Below are 15,869 nucleotides of genomic sequence, written 5' to 3'. Positions count from 1 at the left end.
TCCTCACGGTGTCCGGCGGCGAACAGGCCGCCCAGCAACGGAGGTGATGGCATGTCAGGAAGCCTTCTGCGCCTGGTCTGCACGGCGGCGGTGGCAGCAGCAACCGTCCTCGCTCCCGTCCCCGCCACGGCTGCCCCGGAACCGGAATCCGACCTCGGGCAAGACCCCGCCGCCGTCTCCGACCTCCTGACGGACCTTCAGCAGCTGTACCGCAAGGCGGAACAGGCCACCGAGGCCTACAACGCCACCGAGGAGAAACTGAAGAAGCAGCGCGCCGAGACCGACCGTCTGGACCGCGCCCTCGCCCGCACCCGGCTCTCCCTGCACGACAGCCGGGGCGCGGCCGGCCGTCTGGCCCGGCAGCAGTACCAGAGCAGCACCGACATCTCCCCGTACGTACGCCTGCTCCTGGCCCGCGACCCGCAGCACGCGATCGACCAGAGCCGTGTGATCGGCAGGCTGGCGCGAGAACGGGCCGGCATCGTCGGCCGACTGACCGGCGACGAACGCAAGGCCCGGGACCTGGCCCGCAAGGCCCGCAAGGCCCTCGACGATCAGCTCTCCCTCACCGAGCGGCGGAAGAAGGAACGGGACGAGGTCCTGGAACGGCTCCACGACATCGAGGAGCTGCTCGCCTCCCTCAGCCGCGACCAGCTCACCGCCCTCGCGGAGTTCGAGAAGGAGGGCGTCGCCAAGGCACAGCAGAAGTTCATCGCGTCCGGCGCGCTCAGCGGCGTCACCAACGGCGACGACAGCAAGAGCGGGAGCAAGCGCAAGAACAAGAACAAGAACAGCAGGAACAACACCGACAACGGCGTCCGCAAACCGTCCGCCGGGGGCGACCGCGCCGTGCGCTACGCCGTGCGGCAGCTCGGCAAGCCCTACGAGTGGGGCGCACACGGCCCGGAGTCGTACGACAGCTCGGGCCTGACCTCGCGGGCCTGGGCGGAGGCCGGGACACCCATCCCCCGGACCAGCCAGGAGCAGTGGAAGCGGCTGCAGCGGATCCCGCTCCCGGAGCTGCGGCCGGGGGACCTCGTCGTGTACTTCACCGAGGCCACGCACGTGGCGCTGTACCTCGGCGACGGCATGGTCGTACAGGCGCCCCGGCCGGGCGCGAAGGTGAAGGTGTCACCGATCGCGGCCAACCCGGTCCTGGGCGCCGTACGCCCGGACCCGGACGGGAAGCCCCTGCGGCGCTAAGAGCCACCGGAGCTCCCCGAGGGCGCCACGGACGGGTCGGACGAGTGATACGAGGGCTGCGACAGGGAAGGGACCTACGCGGCGCCCGCGCCGGACACCTCGACGAGGTAGGCCTGCGTCTTCTCCGGGTCGTAGAAGAAGTTCTCGAAGTCGGCCGGGTCGTTGAAGCCGTTGGCGAACCGGTCGGCGACCGGCTGGAGCTCACCGGCGGCGCCGATCAGGTTCAGGATGTGCTCCGGCGGCGGTGCGAGCATCGCGTTGGTCCACTTGGTGACGTGCTGCGCGGTGGCCCAGTAGCGGTCGAAGGTGGCCCGCATCCACTCCTCGTCGAACGGCTTGTCGCCGCGCTCGACGATCGAGGCGAGGTAGGCGGCCGCGCACTTCGACGCGGAGTTGGAGCCCTGGCCGGTGATCGGGTCGTTCGCGACGACGACGTCCGCCACCCCCAGCACGAGCCCGCCGCCGGGGAGGCGGCCGACGGGGTTGCGGACGGTGGGGGCGTAGCGGCCGGCCAGCGTGCCGCCGGCGTCGGTCAGTTCGACCCTGGTGGCCCGCGCGTACTCCCAGGGGACGTACCGCTCCATTAGTTCCAGGGTCAGGGAGAGGTGCTCCGCCGGGTCCTTGACGCCGTTGAAGACGTCGAGCGGGCCGCCGGGTATGCCCTCCCAGAACAGGATGTCGGCGCGACCGGAGGTGGTAAGGCAGGGCATGACGAACAGTTCGCCGACGCCCGGCACGAGGTTGCAGCGGACCCCTTCGGTGTCGGGGTGCTCGGGGCGCGGGCCCAGGCCGTGGACGTACGACACGGCCAGCGCGCGCTGCGGCTCGCTGTAGGGGGACCGCTCGGGATCCCGGGCGAACATCTGCACCAGCTCGCCCTTGCCGGCCGCGACGAGCACCAGGTCGTACGTCCGGGCGAAGTAGTCGAGGTCGCCGACGGCCGCGCCGTGGATGACGAGCTGCCCGCCGCGCTGGGCGAACGTCTCCATCCAGCCGGCCATCTTCACGCGCTGGTCGATCGACTGGGCGTACCCGTCGAGCCTGCCCAGCCAGTCGATCGCACGGGCCGCGGGGCCCTCGGCCCAGGAGCCGGGGGCGGCGACGGAGACGCCGAGTGCTTCGATCTTCGGGGCCTGGGACTCCCAGAAGTTCAGCTGGAGATCGCGCTCGTGCTGGAGTGCCGTGTGGAACATGCACTGCGTCGACATGACCCGGCCGGTGCGGATCTCGTCCGCCGTCCGGTTGGACATCAGGGTGACCTCGTACCCCTGCGACTGGAGGCCGAGAGCGATCTGGAGCCCGGACTGACCGGCTCCGACGACGAGTATCTTCCGCATGCGGGGTTGTCCTCTACTCGGGGGTTTCGTCGAGCGCGTGGCCCACCAGGGCCAGGAGGGTCTCGATCACGGAGATCCGGCGACGCGCGTCCATGATCATGACAGGTATGTGTCGCGGGATGGTCAAGGCCTCCCGCACGTCCTCCGGCTCGAAGAGCTCGCTGCCGTCGAAGTGGTTGACCGCGACCACGTACGGCAGTCCGGAACTCTCGAAGTAGTCCAGGACCGGGAAGCAGTCCTTCAGACGGCGGGTGTCGGCCATGACGACGGCGCCGATCGCGCCGCGCACGATGTCGTCCCACATGAACCAGAACCGCTGCTGGCCGGGCGTGCCGAACAGGTACAGCACCAGGTCGTCGTCGAGCGTGATGCGCCCGAAGTCCATGGCGACCGTGGTGGTGGTCTTGCCCGGCGTGGCGGTGAGGTCGTCGGTGGCCTCGCTCGCCTCGGTCATCAGCGCCTCGGTCTGCAGGGGCGTGATCTCCGAGACGGCGGTGACCAGCGTGGTCTTGCCCACGCCGAAGCCGCCCGCCACCACGATCTTCGTGGCGATGGGGGCACGGGTGCGGTCCGTCTCCCAGGCGTGCATGCTCTCGCCGGGCTGGGCGAACGGGGATGTACCAGCGACGCCGTGAGCGGCGTCAGAGACGACGGAGTCCACTCAGCACCCTTTCCAGCAGAGCTCGATCCGGGCGGCCCGTGCCATGGCCGGTGCCCGTCCCGTACACACGGATCTTTCCCTGGTCCGCGAGGTCGCTGAGGAGCACGCGGACCACGCCGAGCGGCATCTTCAGCAGCGCGGCGATCTCGGCCACCGTACGCATCCGGCGGCACAGTTCGACGATGGCCCGCAGCTCCGGCATCACGCGGGTGGAGAGGTTGCCGTTCGCCAGTTCCTTGCGCTCTTCCGGGGCGTCCAGCGCGGCGGTGCTCGCCACGAACGTCTCCACGAGGAGGACGTGGCCGAAGCGGGTGCGGCCGCCGGTGAGCGAGTAGGGGCGGACCCGGGCGGGTTTGCGGTCACCGCCGCGGACCGGGAGCTGCTGCCTGGGCGTACTGCTCATCGTGCACTCCCCGTCGTCTGGGAATCCTCCAGGGATTTCCGCAGTTCGCTGCGGAGCTCGGGCGTCAGGACGTGACCGGCGCGGCCCACGAACAGGGCCATGTGGTACGCGACCACGCTCATGTCGCAGTCCGCGGAGCCGTGGACGCCGAGCAGCGAGCCGTCGCTGATGGACATCACGAACAGGCTGCCCTCGTCCATCGCGACCATCGTGTGCCGGACCCCGCCGAAGTCCATCAGCTTCGCGGCGCCGACGGTGAGGCTGCCGATGCCGGAGACGATGGTGGCCAGGTCGGCGGCGGAGCCGCGCGGGCCGCTCTTCCTGGCCCCGCGGCCCTGGAGAGCCTCCCGGGCCTGCTGGTTTCGGTGGTCGTCGGAGGACAGCAGAAGCAGTCCGTCGGACGAGACGACCGCGACCGAGAGGATGCCGGGAACCTCCTCGACCAGGTTGGTCAGCAGCCAGTGCAGGTTGCGGGCCTCACTGCTCAGTCCGATCAGTCCGAAGGTACTGGGAGCGGTCAACTGCTTGCCTCCTCGACTGTGCCCCCCGTGGCTTCTTCGGCTTCAGCTGGTTCTGACGCGCCGGTGTCCGGCCGCTTGTGCGAGGCCGTCTTCTCGGCGATCTCCGCCTCCACCTCGCGGTAGCCGGCCTGGGCGCCCTGCCGGAAGCCGCCGAGGCGGCGGCGGAGGGCTTCGGCGTCCACGGAGCCGCCGCGCTGGCGCGGGGCGGTGGCCGGAGCGGTGATCTTGGGTGTGCGCTTGGGGAGGCCCTTGTCGGTGACGCGTTCGTGCTCCACGTCGGTCTCCGCCTCGGCCTCGCCTTCGGCATCGTGGTTCCCACCCGCACCCCCCGTGCGGGTTTCCTCGTCGCCTGCGGACGGCCCCTGCGGGGCGGCCGCGGCGTCGCCGGCCGCGGGCTCGTGCCCCGCCGGGGCCGGCTCGTCCTGCGGGATCGGGGCCAGCAGCTCCATCGTGGTCTCGGCAAGGGTCTCCGCGGGTGCCGTCACCTCTGCCGCCGGGGCGGCCGGCTCCGCCGCTTCCGCCGGTTCCGGATGCCCGGCGGCCTCCGTGTGCGCGGCGACCTCCTCGCGCCGTACCGCCTTCTCCGCCAGCGCCACCAGCGGGTCCCCGTTGCCCGCGCGGCCGTGCAGGACGTTGGAGTTGGCCTCGGCGTCGGCGCCGGGGAACGCGACGGTGTGGCCGGTGCCGGAGTGCGGGCCGGAAGCCGGGACGGCCGCCGCCGGCGCCGCCGCCAGCAGGGCGCGGGGCAGGACGACGACCGCCGCGACACCGCCCTGCTTCTGCTCGCGCAACTGCACGCGCACACCGTGCCGGTGGGCGAGGCGGGCCACGACGTACAGGCCGAGACCGAGACCGTCCTCGCCCTCCTGGTCGTACGGCGCCTCCGGGTCGAAGTCGGCGAGGCGGGCGTTCAGGCGCTCCAGCCGGTCCTCGGCCATGCCGATGCCCTCGTCCTGGACGGAGAGCATGACCTCGCCGTTCTCCAGCAGCCAGCCGGAGATCTCGACGGGCAGGTCGGGTGGCGAGAACGAGGTGGCGTTCTCCAGGAGTTCGGCCAGCAGGTGGGACAGGTCGTCCGCGGCGAACCCGGCGATGTGCGCGTGCGGCGGCAGCGCGGCGATCCGGACCCGCTCGTACCGCTCGATCTCGCTGACCGCCGCGCGGACGACGTCCACGAGCGGCACGGGCCCGGCGGCGTGCTGGACGTGCTCGGTGCCGGCGAGGACGAGGAGGTTCTCGCTGTGCCGGCGCATGACCGTGGCGAAGTGGTCGAGCTTGAACAGCGTGGCGAGGCGGTCCGGGTCCTGCTCGCGCTCCTCCAGGTTCTCGATGACGGCCAGTTGCCGCTCGACCAGCCCGAGGGTGCGCAGCGCGAGGTTGACGAACGTACCGCCGATGGCCGTGCGCAGCCGCTCCAGCTGGGCGGCGGACTCGGCGAGTTCGCCGCGCAGTTCCTCGCGGGCGTCGGCCATCTTCTGGCGCTGGCCGACGAGGTGCTTGCGGTCGGACTCCAGCGTGGCGATCCGCTCGGTGAGGGCGACGGTGTGTGCGTGCAGGGCGTTGACGGAGCGGACGACCTGGGCGAACTCGTCGTTGCGGCCGGTGAACTTGACGGGTTCCTCGGCCGCCGGGACCTCCGCCTCGGCCAGCCGCTTCGAGCCCAGGCGCAGGACCGCGAGGGGGCGTGTGAGGCTGCGGGCCATGCCCGTGGCGACGCCGACGGCGAGCAGCATCAGGGCACCGAGGACGGCGATGCGGATCTCCAGCGCCGTGACGTCGTCGTCACGCAGCAGCTCCAGGTCCTTGGTGCGGCGGTCGTAGAGGGCGGACTCCACGCCGCGCATCAGGTCGACCCGCGCGGAGAGGGCCGTGTCCAGCTTCCGGGCGTTGGTGGAGCGTTCGCCGCTCGAGAGGGTCGGCTGGTCGGTGAGCGTGGCGAGGTACTTCTCGGCGGAGTTGACCTCGGTGCCGGTGACCGTGTTGTCGAACGAGGCGCGGGCCGCCTTGGGCGCGGTGTCGCGGAAGTCGGCCAGGGCCGCGTCGGAGCGCAGCCGGGCCTGCTGGGCTGCGGCGCTCAGGGCGTCGCGCTGCCGGGTGTCGGCGTCCGAGGAGGTCTCGGTCGGCAGGCCGGTGACCGGGTCGATGACCGTCTCGGTGCCGCGCGGCACGCTGAGGGCGGCGAGCAGCAGCCCCCGGGCCGCGGCGGCCTGCTGCACGGCGGAGTCCAGCTCGGCCAGGGCCTGTCCGCCGGAGCCCGCGCGCGGCGGCGTCTGCTGCGCCAGCTGCTCGGCGAGCCGGTGGAGTTCGGTGATGGCGGCGGAGTACGCCTGGTGCGCTTCGAGGGCGTTGCTCTTGCCGGTGAGCGCCGCCCGGCGTACGGCCGCGATCTCGTCGAGGCCGGAGCGGAGCGAGGCGGATGTGTCGGTGTCGCCCCGCAGCTCCTCGACCTGCCGGTCCACGCGGGCGCTGCGCTGCTCGGAGGGCGCCTTGGACTTGGGGCGGCCGGCCGCGATGTAGGAGGTGACGTCGTCGCGCTCGTCGGCGAGGGAGTGCGCGAGGGTGAGGGCGTCCTGCGTCTGCTCGGCGAGCGTCACGAGCTCCTGTGAGTCGTGGAGTTGCCCGGAGGCGGCGAGGACGGACGGGGTACCCGCACCGGCGATGGCCGCGGCGACCACGGCCACGGCGACGATGAGCCGGTTGCGTACATGGGTGGGGCGGCCCTTGCCGGTGGGGGGCGTCGGCTCAGCGCCCTGAACGGGGGCCGTCTGCTTGCCTGTGCGACGAGGCCGCGACATCTGCACCGGTGCTCGCATTCCTGACTCGTGAACTCATGGGCCCGGATGACGCTCCGTCAACTGGTGCGTACTCCAGGTACACTTCCCGACCCTCCCAGCGCCGGTGGGCAGCGCACGTGCATCACCTGACCCGCCACCCGAAGGAGTGAACCCCGGAGGAGAGTTGGGGGGCAAGTTCCGCTGGCCCTTGCAGCGGCCTTGCGCGGCAGGCCGGTTGGACGCCGCGCGCGGGCGGTGGCAGTATTCGCCACCACGCCTTCCCGGAACAAATCATTCCAGCCCAAACAGGGCGTCTGACCTGCACGACGGCACCGGTCCGGCAACCTTTGCCAGCGTTTTGCGGACCTTGTGAAGGGCTCGTGCAGACTGGCTGGATGCGTACTGAACTCGCCTCGGAACCGGGAGACGCGGACCGCCCCAACGAGGACTTCGCCAGTGTCGGACTACCGGCCTCCGGGCAGGGCGGTTCGGTCGTCGTCCTGGACGGTGTCACCCCACCGAAGGGCGGGACGGGTTGTCTGCATTCCGTCCCCTGGTTCACCGCGCGCCTCGGCGGAGCCCTGACCGAACTGACCGTTTCACTCCCGGATGTTCCCCTGGTCGACGCCTTGTCCCGCGCCATCGCGCGTACCGCCGAGGCACACGCCTCAACCTGTGACCTTTCTCACCCCCGCACACCTCAGGCCACGGTGGTCGTGGCCCGCTGGTCCCCGGGGGCGGTCGAGTACCTGGTCCTGTCGGACTCGGCGCTCCTCGTGGAGTCCCCGGACGGTGTGGTGACGCCCTTGCTGGACGACCGGCTGGCCCTTCTCCCCCGCTCGGCCCTGGCCACGGACGCGCTGGTGGACTCCACGCTCCGCAACCGGGAGAACGGCTTCTTCACGGCGGCGGCCGATCCCTCGGTGGCCCGGCGCGCGGTGACCGGCACCCTGCCCCGGCGCGAGGTGCGTGCACTGGCCGCCCTGACGGACGGCGCCGCCCGCTGGGTGGAGCGGTTCGCGGAGGGCGACTGGACGGACTGCTTCCACCTCCTGCGCAAGGAGGGACCGCAGGCGCTGGTGGACCGGGTGCGGACGCTGGAGCGGGCGGATTCGGCCAGGTCGTTCCTGGGCCGGAGCAAGACGCACGACGACGCGACGGTCGTGTACGCCGAGTTCTGAACAGCCGGCCGCTGTCACAGCGAGCGCTGGGTGCTACTTCTCCATGCCGCGGTTGAGCTGGTGCAGCAGCCGGGCCAGTTCCGTGACCTCGCGGGTGTCCCAGTCGGCCAGGCGGCCGGCGTAGCGGGCGCGGCGGGCCTCGCGCACCCGGCGGACCCGGTCGTGGCCCTCCCGGGTGAGGGCGACCAGCCAGGCGCGTCCGTCGGCGGGGTCGGGCTCGCGGGCGATCAGGCCCAGGTCCTCCAGGGCGCGCAGCTGGCGGGACATCGTGGCCTTGCCGACGCCGATGTAGGCGGCGAGCTCGGTGGCCCGCTGCTTGCCGCACTCGTCCAGCCGTACGAGCAGGCCGTACGCGGACGACTCCAGGTCGGGGTGGACCTCCCGGGCCATCTCACCCTGACTGGCCCGGGCCCGCCGCAGCAGCACGGTCAGCTCCCGCTCCAGCGCCAGAAAGGCAGTCTGATCCACACCGGTTCCGGCCAGGGAGGGGTCCCGGTGTCCGTCGTCGTTGCCGTCCTCGTGCACGTGAGCCCCGCCTCGGTTGTCGCCCGCTACCTGCATTTTCCGCCATGTGCGGCCGTCGCCGCAGTTCGGCAAGTATTCCGCAGGTCACGGGGTGTGCGTCCACAGGGCCGCCACACGGTGAAGGCCCGGGCCTCCCTCACGGGACCCGGGCCTTCCCTCATCCGATGACCTCCGTCACGCGGCCACCGGAACCTCCGGCGCCGCATCCGCCGTGGCGGGCGCCAGCGCCAGCTCAAGGACCTGGCGGACGTCGGTGACGGTGTGGACGTCGAGCGTGTCCAGCACCTCCGCCGGGACGTCGTCCAGGTCGGGTTCGTTGCGCTTGGGGATGATCACGGTGGTGACCCCGGCGCGGTGGGCTGCCAGCAGCTTCTGCTTCACGCCGCCGATCGGCAGGACCCGGCCGGTCAGCGAGACCTCGCCGGTCATGGCCACGTCCGTGCGGACCAGACGGCCGGACAGGAGCGAGGCGAGGGCCGTGGTCATCGTGACGCCGGCGCTGGGGCCGTCCTTGGGGACCGCGCCCGCCGGGAAGTGGATGTGCACGCCCCGGTCCTTCAGATCGCCCACCGGCAGTTCCAGCTCGGCACCGCGCGAGCGCAGGAAGCTCAGCGCGATCTGCGCGGACTCCTTCATCACGTCCCCCAGCTGCCCGGTCAGGGTCAGCCCGGCCGCTCCCGTCTCGGGGTCGGCCAGCGACGCCTCGACGTACAGCACGTCACCGCCGGCACCCGTCACCGCGAGGCCCGTCGCCACGCCCGGTACGGACGTCCGGCGCTCGGCCGGGTCCTGGGCGGACTCGGGCACGTGGTGCGGACGTCCGATCAGAGAACGCAGGTCCTCGTCCCGGACGGTGAACGGCAGCTCCCGCTCACCCAGTTCGTGCTGGGCCGCGACCTTGCGCAGCAGCCGTGCGATCGACCGCTCCAGGTTGCGCACGCCCGCCTCGCGCGTGTACTCGCCTGCGAGCTTGCGCAGCGCGCCCTCGTCGATGGCCACCTCGTCCTTGTCGAGCCCCGCCCGCTCCAGCTGGCGCGGGAGCAGGTGGTCGCGGGCGATGACGACCTTCTCGTCCTCGGTGTAGCCGTCCAGGCGGACGATCTCCATCCGGTCGGCCAGCGCCTCCGGGATCGCCTCCAGGACGTTGGCGGTCGCGAGGAAGACCACGTCCGACAGGTCCAGCTCGACCTCCAGGTAGTGGTCCCGGAAGGTGTGGTTCTGCGCCGGGTCGAGCACTTCGAGCAGGGCCGCGGCCGGGTCGCCCCGGAAGTCCGAGCCCACCTTGTCGATCTCGTCGAGCAGCACGACCGGGTTCATCGACCCGGCCTCCTTGATGGCGCGGACGACCCGGCCGGGCAGGGCACCGACGTACGTACGCCGGTGACCGCGGATCTCGGCCTCGTCGCGCACACCGCCGAGGGCGACGCGCACGAACTTGCGCCCCATCGCGTGGGCGACGGACTCGCCCAGGCTGGTCTTGCCGACGCCGGGCGGCCCCACGAGCGCGAGAACGGCACCGCCGCGCCGCCCGCCGACCACGCCCAGTCCCCTTTCGGTACGCCGCTTGCGCACCGCCAGGTACTCGGTGATCCGCTCCTTCACGTCCTGAAGGCCGGAGTGCTCGGCGTCGAGGACGGCCTGTGCGCCCTGGATGTCGTACGCGTCCTCGGTGCGCTCGTTCCACGGCATCTCCAGGACCGTGTCGAGCCAGGTGCGGATCCAGGAGCCCTCGGGCGACTGGTCGGAGGACCGCTCCAGCTTGTCGACCTCCTTGAGCGCGGCCTCCCGGACCTTCTCGGGCAGGTCGGCGGCCTCCACCCGGGAGCGGTAGTCGTCGGACTCCTCGCCCTCCTGCTCGCCGTTCAGCTCGCGCAGCTCCTTGCGGACCGCTTCGAGCTGGCGCCGCAGCAGGAACTCGCGCTGCTGCTTGTCGACGCCTTCCTGGACGTCCTTGGCGATGGACTCGGCCACGTCCTGCTCGGCGAGGTGGTCGCGCAGCTGCTGGGTGGCGAGCTTCAGCCGGGCCACCGGGTCGGCGGTCTCCAGCAGCTCGACCTTCTGGTCGGTGGTCAGGAACGGCGAGTAGCCGGAGTTGTCGGCAAGCGCCGAGACGTCGTCGATGGCCTGCACCCGGTCGACGACCTGCCAGGCGCCGCGCTTGCGCAGCCAGGCGGTGGCGAGGGCCTTGTACTCCTTGACCAGTTCGGTGACCTGCCCGGGCAGCGGCTCCGGGACGGATTCGTCGACGCTGGTGCCCTCGACCCAGAGGGCCGCGCCGGGACCCGTGGTCCCCGCACCGATCCTCACCCGGCTCCGGCCGCGGATCAGCGCGCCCGGATCGCCGTCGGCCAGCCGGCCCACCTGCTCGACGGTGCCGAGGACACCGGTGCCGGCGTACGTGCCGTCGATGCGCGGCACCAGGAGTACCCGGGGCTTTCCGGGCGTTGTCCGAGCAGCGGCCTGTGCGGCCTCCACCGCGGCACGGACCTCGGAGTCGCTCAGGTCCAGCGGGACCACCATCCCGGGCAGGACGACCTCGTCGTCGAGCGGCAGCACGGGCAGGGTGAGCGGTGTGGACGTCGAAGCCATGATCTCCCCTTCGGCAGTCAAGTTGAGCTATGCCGACTCAATGCTCGGGAGCTGCCGGATGTTCCCCACCCGCCGTTCGCTGTGAGCGATCAACCGTGACGCCAGGGGCGACTGCGGCCGTAGAGTCAGCGACGTAACAGACGAATGCGGCAGGCACCTATTACCAGGGGGCGGCGTGGACCGGACCGTGCAGGCGTGGGTGGACGGGTGGGTCGTGTCGCGCGGGGCCGCTCCGCCCATGACGGAGCCGTGGGGCTGCACGATCGACATGGGGATGAACGGACACGTCACACGGCACGTGTTCGGCGCGACCGGCGACGACCTCGACGAGACGGCCGTCCGCAAGGTGGCCGGCGCGGTGACCGGGGCCGGGGTCTGGCTGAAGGCCTTCCGGGACCCGTCGGTGGTCGCCGGCTGGCTGGACGACAGCTGGTGGATCGACCCGGAGCCCGGCTACCTGATGACCGTCCCGCTGACCCCGGCGGATGCTCCGGACGTGCCCGACGGCTACCGGCTGCGCAGCTGGTCGCGCGGCGGAGTGACGCGTGTGATGGTGGCCGCGCCGGACGGTTCGCTGGCGGCGCGCGGGCAGATCGCCCCGACCGGCGCCACCGCCGTCGCCGACCAGATCGAGACGGCGCCGGAGCATCGCCGCAAGGGACTCGGCAGCCTCGTCATGCGGACGTTGCAGAGCGCCGCCGTTCGGCAGGGGGCACGCACCGGCGTGCTCGCCGGTACGCCCGCGGGGCGAGGGCTGTACGAGGCGCTGGGCTGGGAGGTGGTGGCCCTGCTCACCAGCGCGAAGCACGACCCGCGGCCCTGAAGGGCCGCGCCTTCAGCGCCGGGCCGCTCCGAGCGAGCCGGTACGGCCCCGCCACCGCCGGAGCACCGGCCAGGTCGCCATGCCGATGGCCAGGGCGATCAGGTGCCCCCAGTTCGTCAACGGGTCGGTGAGGGCGAGCAGGTCCTGGAGCAGCATCCCGCCGAAGCCGGCCAGCAGCGGCACCCGCAGCCAGAGCGGCAGCAGTCCGGCCAGGGCGCCGGTGCCGGCGGCGACGCCGAAGCTGACGCCGTAGTCGAGGCGGTGCAGCGAGCTCTCGGGGAGCTGCCCGGCCAGCACCGCGAGCCCGACCGGGACCTCGGTCGCCAGGGTCGCGAGGACGTGCCCGAGCAGGAAGACACCGGCCGTGCGCAGGCCGCCGATCCGCCGTTCCAGCGCGGTCAGCACGAGCACGAACCCGATCGCGAACGGCGAGGCCACCCCGCCCGCCAGCCACAGCGCACTACCGACCAGCACCAGCTCCGGCGTCCGCACCAGGTGCGCCACGTCCGTACTGGAGCCCTGGAGCAGGGCGTGCACCAGGGCGGGGTCCGCGTACGCGGAGAACAGCGAGGTCAGGCAGAGGACGATCCCGTACCCGAACGTGAACGGCGTACCCGTGGGAGAGGGGAACAGCCGCCAGACCCGCGGTGCCCGAAGCCGGGGCTTCTCCACCGGAGCGGACTCCTGTACACCCGGACCCACGGTCGCGCACGGCACCCGGCCGCCGGCCCGCTGCCGCGGCACCCCGTCCAGCAGCGCCGGCACGTCGGAAACGGGCGCACTCGAAGGCGTCGGCGTGGCCGTCTGGTCGGCCGGCGCGGTGCGATCCACGGCGGGGCGCTCCTTCCGTCATGTCCCACCCTTCGCGCACCTCCGGCCCCTGTCTGTGACGGGCGTCACGCCAGACCCGATTCACAGCAACCCGACAGCAGCGCACGGCGTCCCTGGGGGCCGCTCCGTAATGCTTGGCGCCGGACGCCCCTCACCTGCCAGGATGATCGGATGCCCACCTCGAACGACACCCCCCTCGTGCTGGACCGTCGCGAGGGTCCGCACGGCGAGGTCGTGCTGCGACGGCACGGCGGCCGACTGGAGATCATCGCGAACGGCTGTTTCCTGATGGACACCTCGGACGGCCGCTCGGAGCGGCGGCTGGTCGACGCGGCCCTGGACGCACTGACCGGCCGGGACCGCCCGGAGGTGCTGATCGGCGGACTCGGCGTCGGCTTCTCCCTCGCCCACGCGGCGGCGAACCCGCGCTGGGGCGGGATCACGGTCGTGGAACGCGAGCGCGCGATTGTCGAATGGCATCGCGACGGCCCGCTCTCCGCGTTCTCCGCCGAGGCCCTCGCCGACCCCCGCACGGAAATCGTCGAAGCCGATCTCGTGGCCTACGTCAATGAGACATCCGACACGTACGACGCCCTGTGCCTCGACATCGACAACGGACCCGGCTGGACCGTCACGGAGGGCAACGAAATTCTCTACGGAGAGGCCGGACTGGCAAGCTGCGTACGGGTGTTGAGGCCCGGCGGAGTGCTCGCCGTCTGGTCCGCCCAGCCCTCTCCGGAATTCGAAGAAACCCTGCGGAATGTCGGGTTCCAGCAGGTGCGTACCGAAGAGATCCCGGTTGCCCGGGGCGTTCCGGACGTCGTGCACCTCGGCATCAGCCCTGGATAGCAAAGGTGTGCTGACTCCCCGTACGCTGCTCCTCTGACGCCGATCATTCAAGCGTCAATCGCAACCATGCGCAGACCGAGGAATCACCCCACTGATTCCGGAAAGCACACCCCAGGGGCGGGCGATGGAGCAGACACACACCTCCCACAACGGTTCGGCGACGGCTACACCGGGCGCACAGCGCCGGGTTCTCGTCGTCGAGGACGACGCCACGATCGTGGACGCCATCGCGACCCGCCTGCGAGCCGAGGGATTCCTCGTGCAAACAGCGGGTGACGGTCCGGCCGCCGTCGACACGGCCGAGGCCTGGCAGCCCGACCTGCTGATCCTCGACATCATGCTGCCGGGCTTCGACGGTCTGGAGGTCTGCCGACGGGTGCAGGCCGCCCGGCCGGTGCCGGTGCTGATGCTCACCGCGCGCGACGACGAGACCGACATGCTGGTCGGGCTCGGCGTCGGCGCCGACGACTACATGACGAAGCCGTTCTCGATGCGGGAGCTGGCGGCGCGTGTGCACGTGCTGCTGCGCCGCGTGGAGCGGGCCGCGCTGGCCGCCGCGACGCCGCGCAGCGGGATCCTGCGCCTCGGCGAGCTGGAGATCGACCACGCGCAGCGCCGGGTCCGGGTGCGCAGTGAGGATGTTCACCTCACGCCCACCGAGTTCGATCTCCTCGTGTGCCTGGCGAATACCCCGCGCGCGGTGCTCTCCCGCGAGCAGCTGCTCGCCGAGGTCTGGGACTGGGCGGACGCCTCCGGCACCCGCACGGTCGACAGCCACATCAAGGCGCTGCGCCGGAAGATCGGCGCAGAGCGGATCCGTACGGTGCACGGCGTCGGCTACGCCCTGGAGACCCCGACGCCATGAGCGGCGGGCCGGCCGCACGGAGAAACCCCCGGGAGCCGGAACCCTGGGGCGGGGTGAGCCCGTTCTCGATCAAGACCAAGCTGGGCGCGCTGGTCGTCATCTCGGTGCTGATCACCACGGGCCTGTCGGTGATCGCGGTGCACACGAAGACGGAGCTGCGCTTCATCACGGTCTTCTCGATGATCGCCACGCTGCTCATTACGCAGTTCGTGGCCCATTCGCTCACCGCACCGCTGGACGAGATGACGGCCGTGGCCCGTTCCATCTCGCAGGGCGACTACACCCGCCGGACGCGGGAGAACCGCCGTGACGAGCTGGGCGACCTGGCCGTGACGATCAACGCCATGGCCGACGAGCTGGAGGCCCAGGACAGCCAGCGCAAGGAACTCGTGGCGAATGTCTCGCACGAGCTGCGCACGCCCATCGCGGGACTGCGCGCGGTGCTGGAGAACATCGTCGACGGCGTCACGCAGGCCGACCCGGAGACGATGCGCACGGCGCTGAAGCAGACCGAGCGGCTCGGCCGCCTGGTGGAGACGCTGCTGGACCTGTCCCGGCTGGACAACGGCGTCGTACCGCTGAAGCAGCGGCGGTTCGAGGTGTGGCCGTATCTGTCCGGCGTGCTGAAGGAGGCCAACATGGTCGCCTCCGTGCGCGCGGGCATCGCCACGGGCTCGGGCAGTCACACCCGTACGGACGTCCATCTGCACCTCGACGTGCACCCGCCGGAGCTGACCGCGCACGCCGACCCGGAGCGCATCCACCAGGTCGTGGCCAACCTCATCGACAACGCGGTCAAGCACAGCCCGCCGCACGGCCGTGTGACGGTCAAGGCGCGGCGCGGCGTGCTGCCGGAGTCGCTGGAGCTGGAGGTCCTGGACGAGGGCCCCGGCATTCCGAAGTCCGAGTGGCACCGCGTCTTCGAGCGGTTCAACCGCGGCAACGTCAAGCGGCCGCAGGGGCCGGGGAGCGACGGCGGTACGGGTCTCGGCCTGGCCATCGCGCGCTGGGCGGTGGATCTGCACGGCGGGCGGATCGGAGTGGCCGAATCCGAGCGGGGTTGCCGGATTCTTGTCACTCTTCCAGGCCTTCCATCTGTGCCAAGTTGACGTAAAGTTCGAAGCGGAGCCACAAGATCCACGGGCGTCCGCACTGACGGACACGTGTGATCAGGCACAGGCCCGCGCCGTCGGCGTATGAGGCCCTGCCCCGCCCTTCCCTCTTTAAGCGGAACCACGCTTGTTTCCCGCCATTTCAAGCCCCGAAACACACTTCAAGATGTGACTTGCGCGACGTTGAACGGGCCC

General features: G+C 71.5%; 13 protein-coding genes and 1 pseudogene. 6 read left to right on the top strand and 8 right to left on the bottom strand.

Going from position 1 to position 15,869, the window contains the following annotated elements; all coding sequences use genetic code 11:
* Positions 1 to 51 precede the first annotated feature (51 nt).
* A pseudogene (locus tag AC07F0_RS25080) lies at positions 52 to 1,314 on the top strand (C40 family peptidase).
* On the opposite strand, the gene AC07F0_RS25075 reads toward AC07F0_RS25080, so the two are convergent.
* Genes AC07F0_RS25075 through AC07F0_RS25055 form a run of 5 tightly spaced genes read right to left on the bottom strand, consistent with a single transcriptional unit; the run spans position 1,278 to position 6,938 of the window.
* A complete protein-coding gene (locus AC07F0_RS25075; RefSeq protein WP_478982018.1) occupies positions 1,278 to 2,540 on the bottom strand; it encodes a styrene monooxygenase/indole monooxygenase family protein in 1,263 nt (420 codons plus the stop codon). The pseudogene AC07F0_RS25080 and the gene AC07F0_RS25075 sit on opposite strands and share 37 nt — an antisense overlap.
* 13 nt (positions 2,541 to 2,553) lie before the next feature.
* Positions 2,554 to 3,201: a GTP-binding protein gene (locus AC07F0_RS25070; RefSeq protein ID WP_478982016.1), complete on the bottom strand. Its 648-nt coding sequence runs from the start codon at positions 3,199 to 3,201 to the stop codon at positions 2,554 to 2,556.
* Entirely contained in the window at positions 3,182 to 3,604 is a 423-nt protein-coding gene (locus AC07F0_RS25065) for a DUF742 domain-containing protein (protein WP_478982014.1), read from the bottom strand. The genes AC07F0_RS25070 and AC07F0_RS25065 overlap by 20 nt, the downstream gene beginning before the upstream one ends.
* Positions 3,601 to 4,125: a roadblock/LC7 domain-containing protein gene (locus tag AC07F0_RS25060; RefSeq protein ID WP_478982012.1), complete on the bottom strand. Its 525-nt coding sequence runs from the start codon at positions 4,123 to 4,125 to the stop codon at positions 3,601 to 3,603. Before AC07F0_RS25060 ends, AC07F0_RS25065 begins: the two co-directional genes overlap by 4 nt.
* Positions 4,122 to 6,938 (bottom strand): sensor histidine kinase, encoded by a 2,817-nt coding sequence (locus tag AC07F0_RS25055; RefSeq protein WP_478982010.1) that lies wholly within the window; start codon positions 6,936 to 6,938, stop codon positions 4,122 to 4,124. Before AC07F0_RS25055 ends, AC07F0_RS25060 begins: the two co-directional genes overlap by 4 nt.
* 356 nt (positions 6,939 to 7,294) lie before the next feature.
* On the opposite strand from AC07F0_RS25055, the gene AC07F0_RS25050 reads away from it, so the two are divergent.
* A complete protein-coding gene (locus tag AC07F0_RS25050; RefSeq protein ID WP_478982008.1) occupies positions 7,295 to 8,080 on the top strand; it encodes a protein phosphatase 2C domain-containing protein in 786 nt (261 codons plus the stop codon).
* Between the two features lie 33 nt (positions 8,081 to 8,113).
* Here AC07F0_RS25050 and AC07F0_RS25045 read toward each other — a convergent pair whose 3' ends face one another.
* Both AC07F0_RS25045 and lon read right to left on the bottom strand, forming a co-directional pair.
* Positions 8,114 to 8,605, bottom strand: a complete 492-nt coding sequence (locus tag AC07F0_RS25045; RefSeq protein ID WP_436730761.1) for a MarR family winged helix-turn-helix transcriptional regulator — start codon at positions 8,603 to 8,605, stop codon at positions 8,114 to 8,116.
* Between the two features lie 174 nt (positions 8,606 to 8,779).
* Positions 8,780 to 11,194: an endopeptidase La gene (gene lon, locus AC07F0_RS25040; protein ID WP_478982007.1), complete on the bottom strand. Its 2,415-nt coding sequence runs from the start codon at positions 11,192 to 11,194 to the stop codon at positions 8,780 to 8,782.
* 175 nt (positions 11,195 to 11,369) lie between these two features.
* Here lon and AC07F0_RS25035 point away from each other — a divergent pair, with 175 nt between their 5' ends.
* Complete coding sequence (locus AC07F0_RS25035) at positions 11,370 to 12,017, top strand: GNAT family N-acetyltransferase (protein WP_478982005.1); 648 nt, start codon at positions 11,370 to 11,372, stop codon at positions 12,015 to 12,017.
* Between the two features lie 12 nt (positions 12,018 to 12,029).
* Here the strand turns inward: AC07F0_RS25035 and AC07F0_RS25030 are convergent, their stop codons facing one another.
* A complete protein-coding gene (locus AC07F0_RS25030; protein ID WP_478982003.1) occupies positions 12,030 to 12,848 on the bottom strand; it encodes a rhomboid-like protein in 819 nt (272 codons plus the stop codon).
* Between the two features lie 171 nt (positions 12,849 to 13,019).
* Here AC07F0_RS25030 and AC07F0_RS25025 point away from each other — a divergent pair, with 171 nt between their 5' ends.
* The 3 genes from AC07F0_RS25025 to AC07F0_RS25015 all read left to right on the top strand — a co-directional run bounded on the left by AC07F0_RS25025 (position 13,020) and on the right by AC07F0_RS25015 (position 15,671).
* On the top strand, positions 13,020 to 13,697 hold the full coding sequence (locus AC07F0_RS25025; protein WP_478982001.1) for a spermine/spermidine synthase domain-containing protein: 678 nt from the start codon (positions 13,020 to 13,022) through the stop codon (positions 13,695 to 13,697).
* 124 nt (positions 13,698 to 13,821) lie between these two features.
* A complete protein-coding gene (locus AC07F0_RS25020) occupies positions 13,822 to 14,562 on the top strand; it encodes a response regulator transcription factor (protein WP_010040369.1) in 741 nt (246 codons plus the stop codon).
* On the top strand, positions 14,559 to 15,671 hold the full coding sequence (locus AC07F0_RS25015) for a HAMP domain-containing sensor histidine kinase (RefSeq protein WP_467368430.1): 1,113 nt from the start codon (positions 14,559 to 14,561) through the stop codon (positions 15,669 to 15,671). The genes AC07F0_RS25020 and AC07F0_RS25015 overlap by 4 nt, the downstream gene beginning before the upstream one ends.
* The last annotated feature ends 198 nt before the right edge of the window (positions 15,672 to 15,869 follow it).

This window comes from Streptomyces sp. NPDC045955 (genome assembly GCF_056430805.1).
The sequence above is the reverse complement of the archived record's forward strand: the minus strand, read 5'-3'. Positions and strand labels throughout refer to the sequence as shown.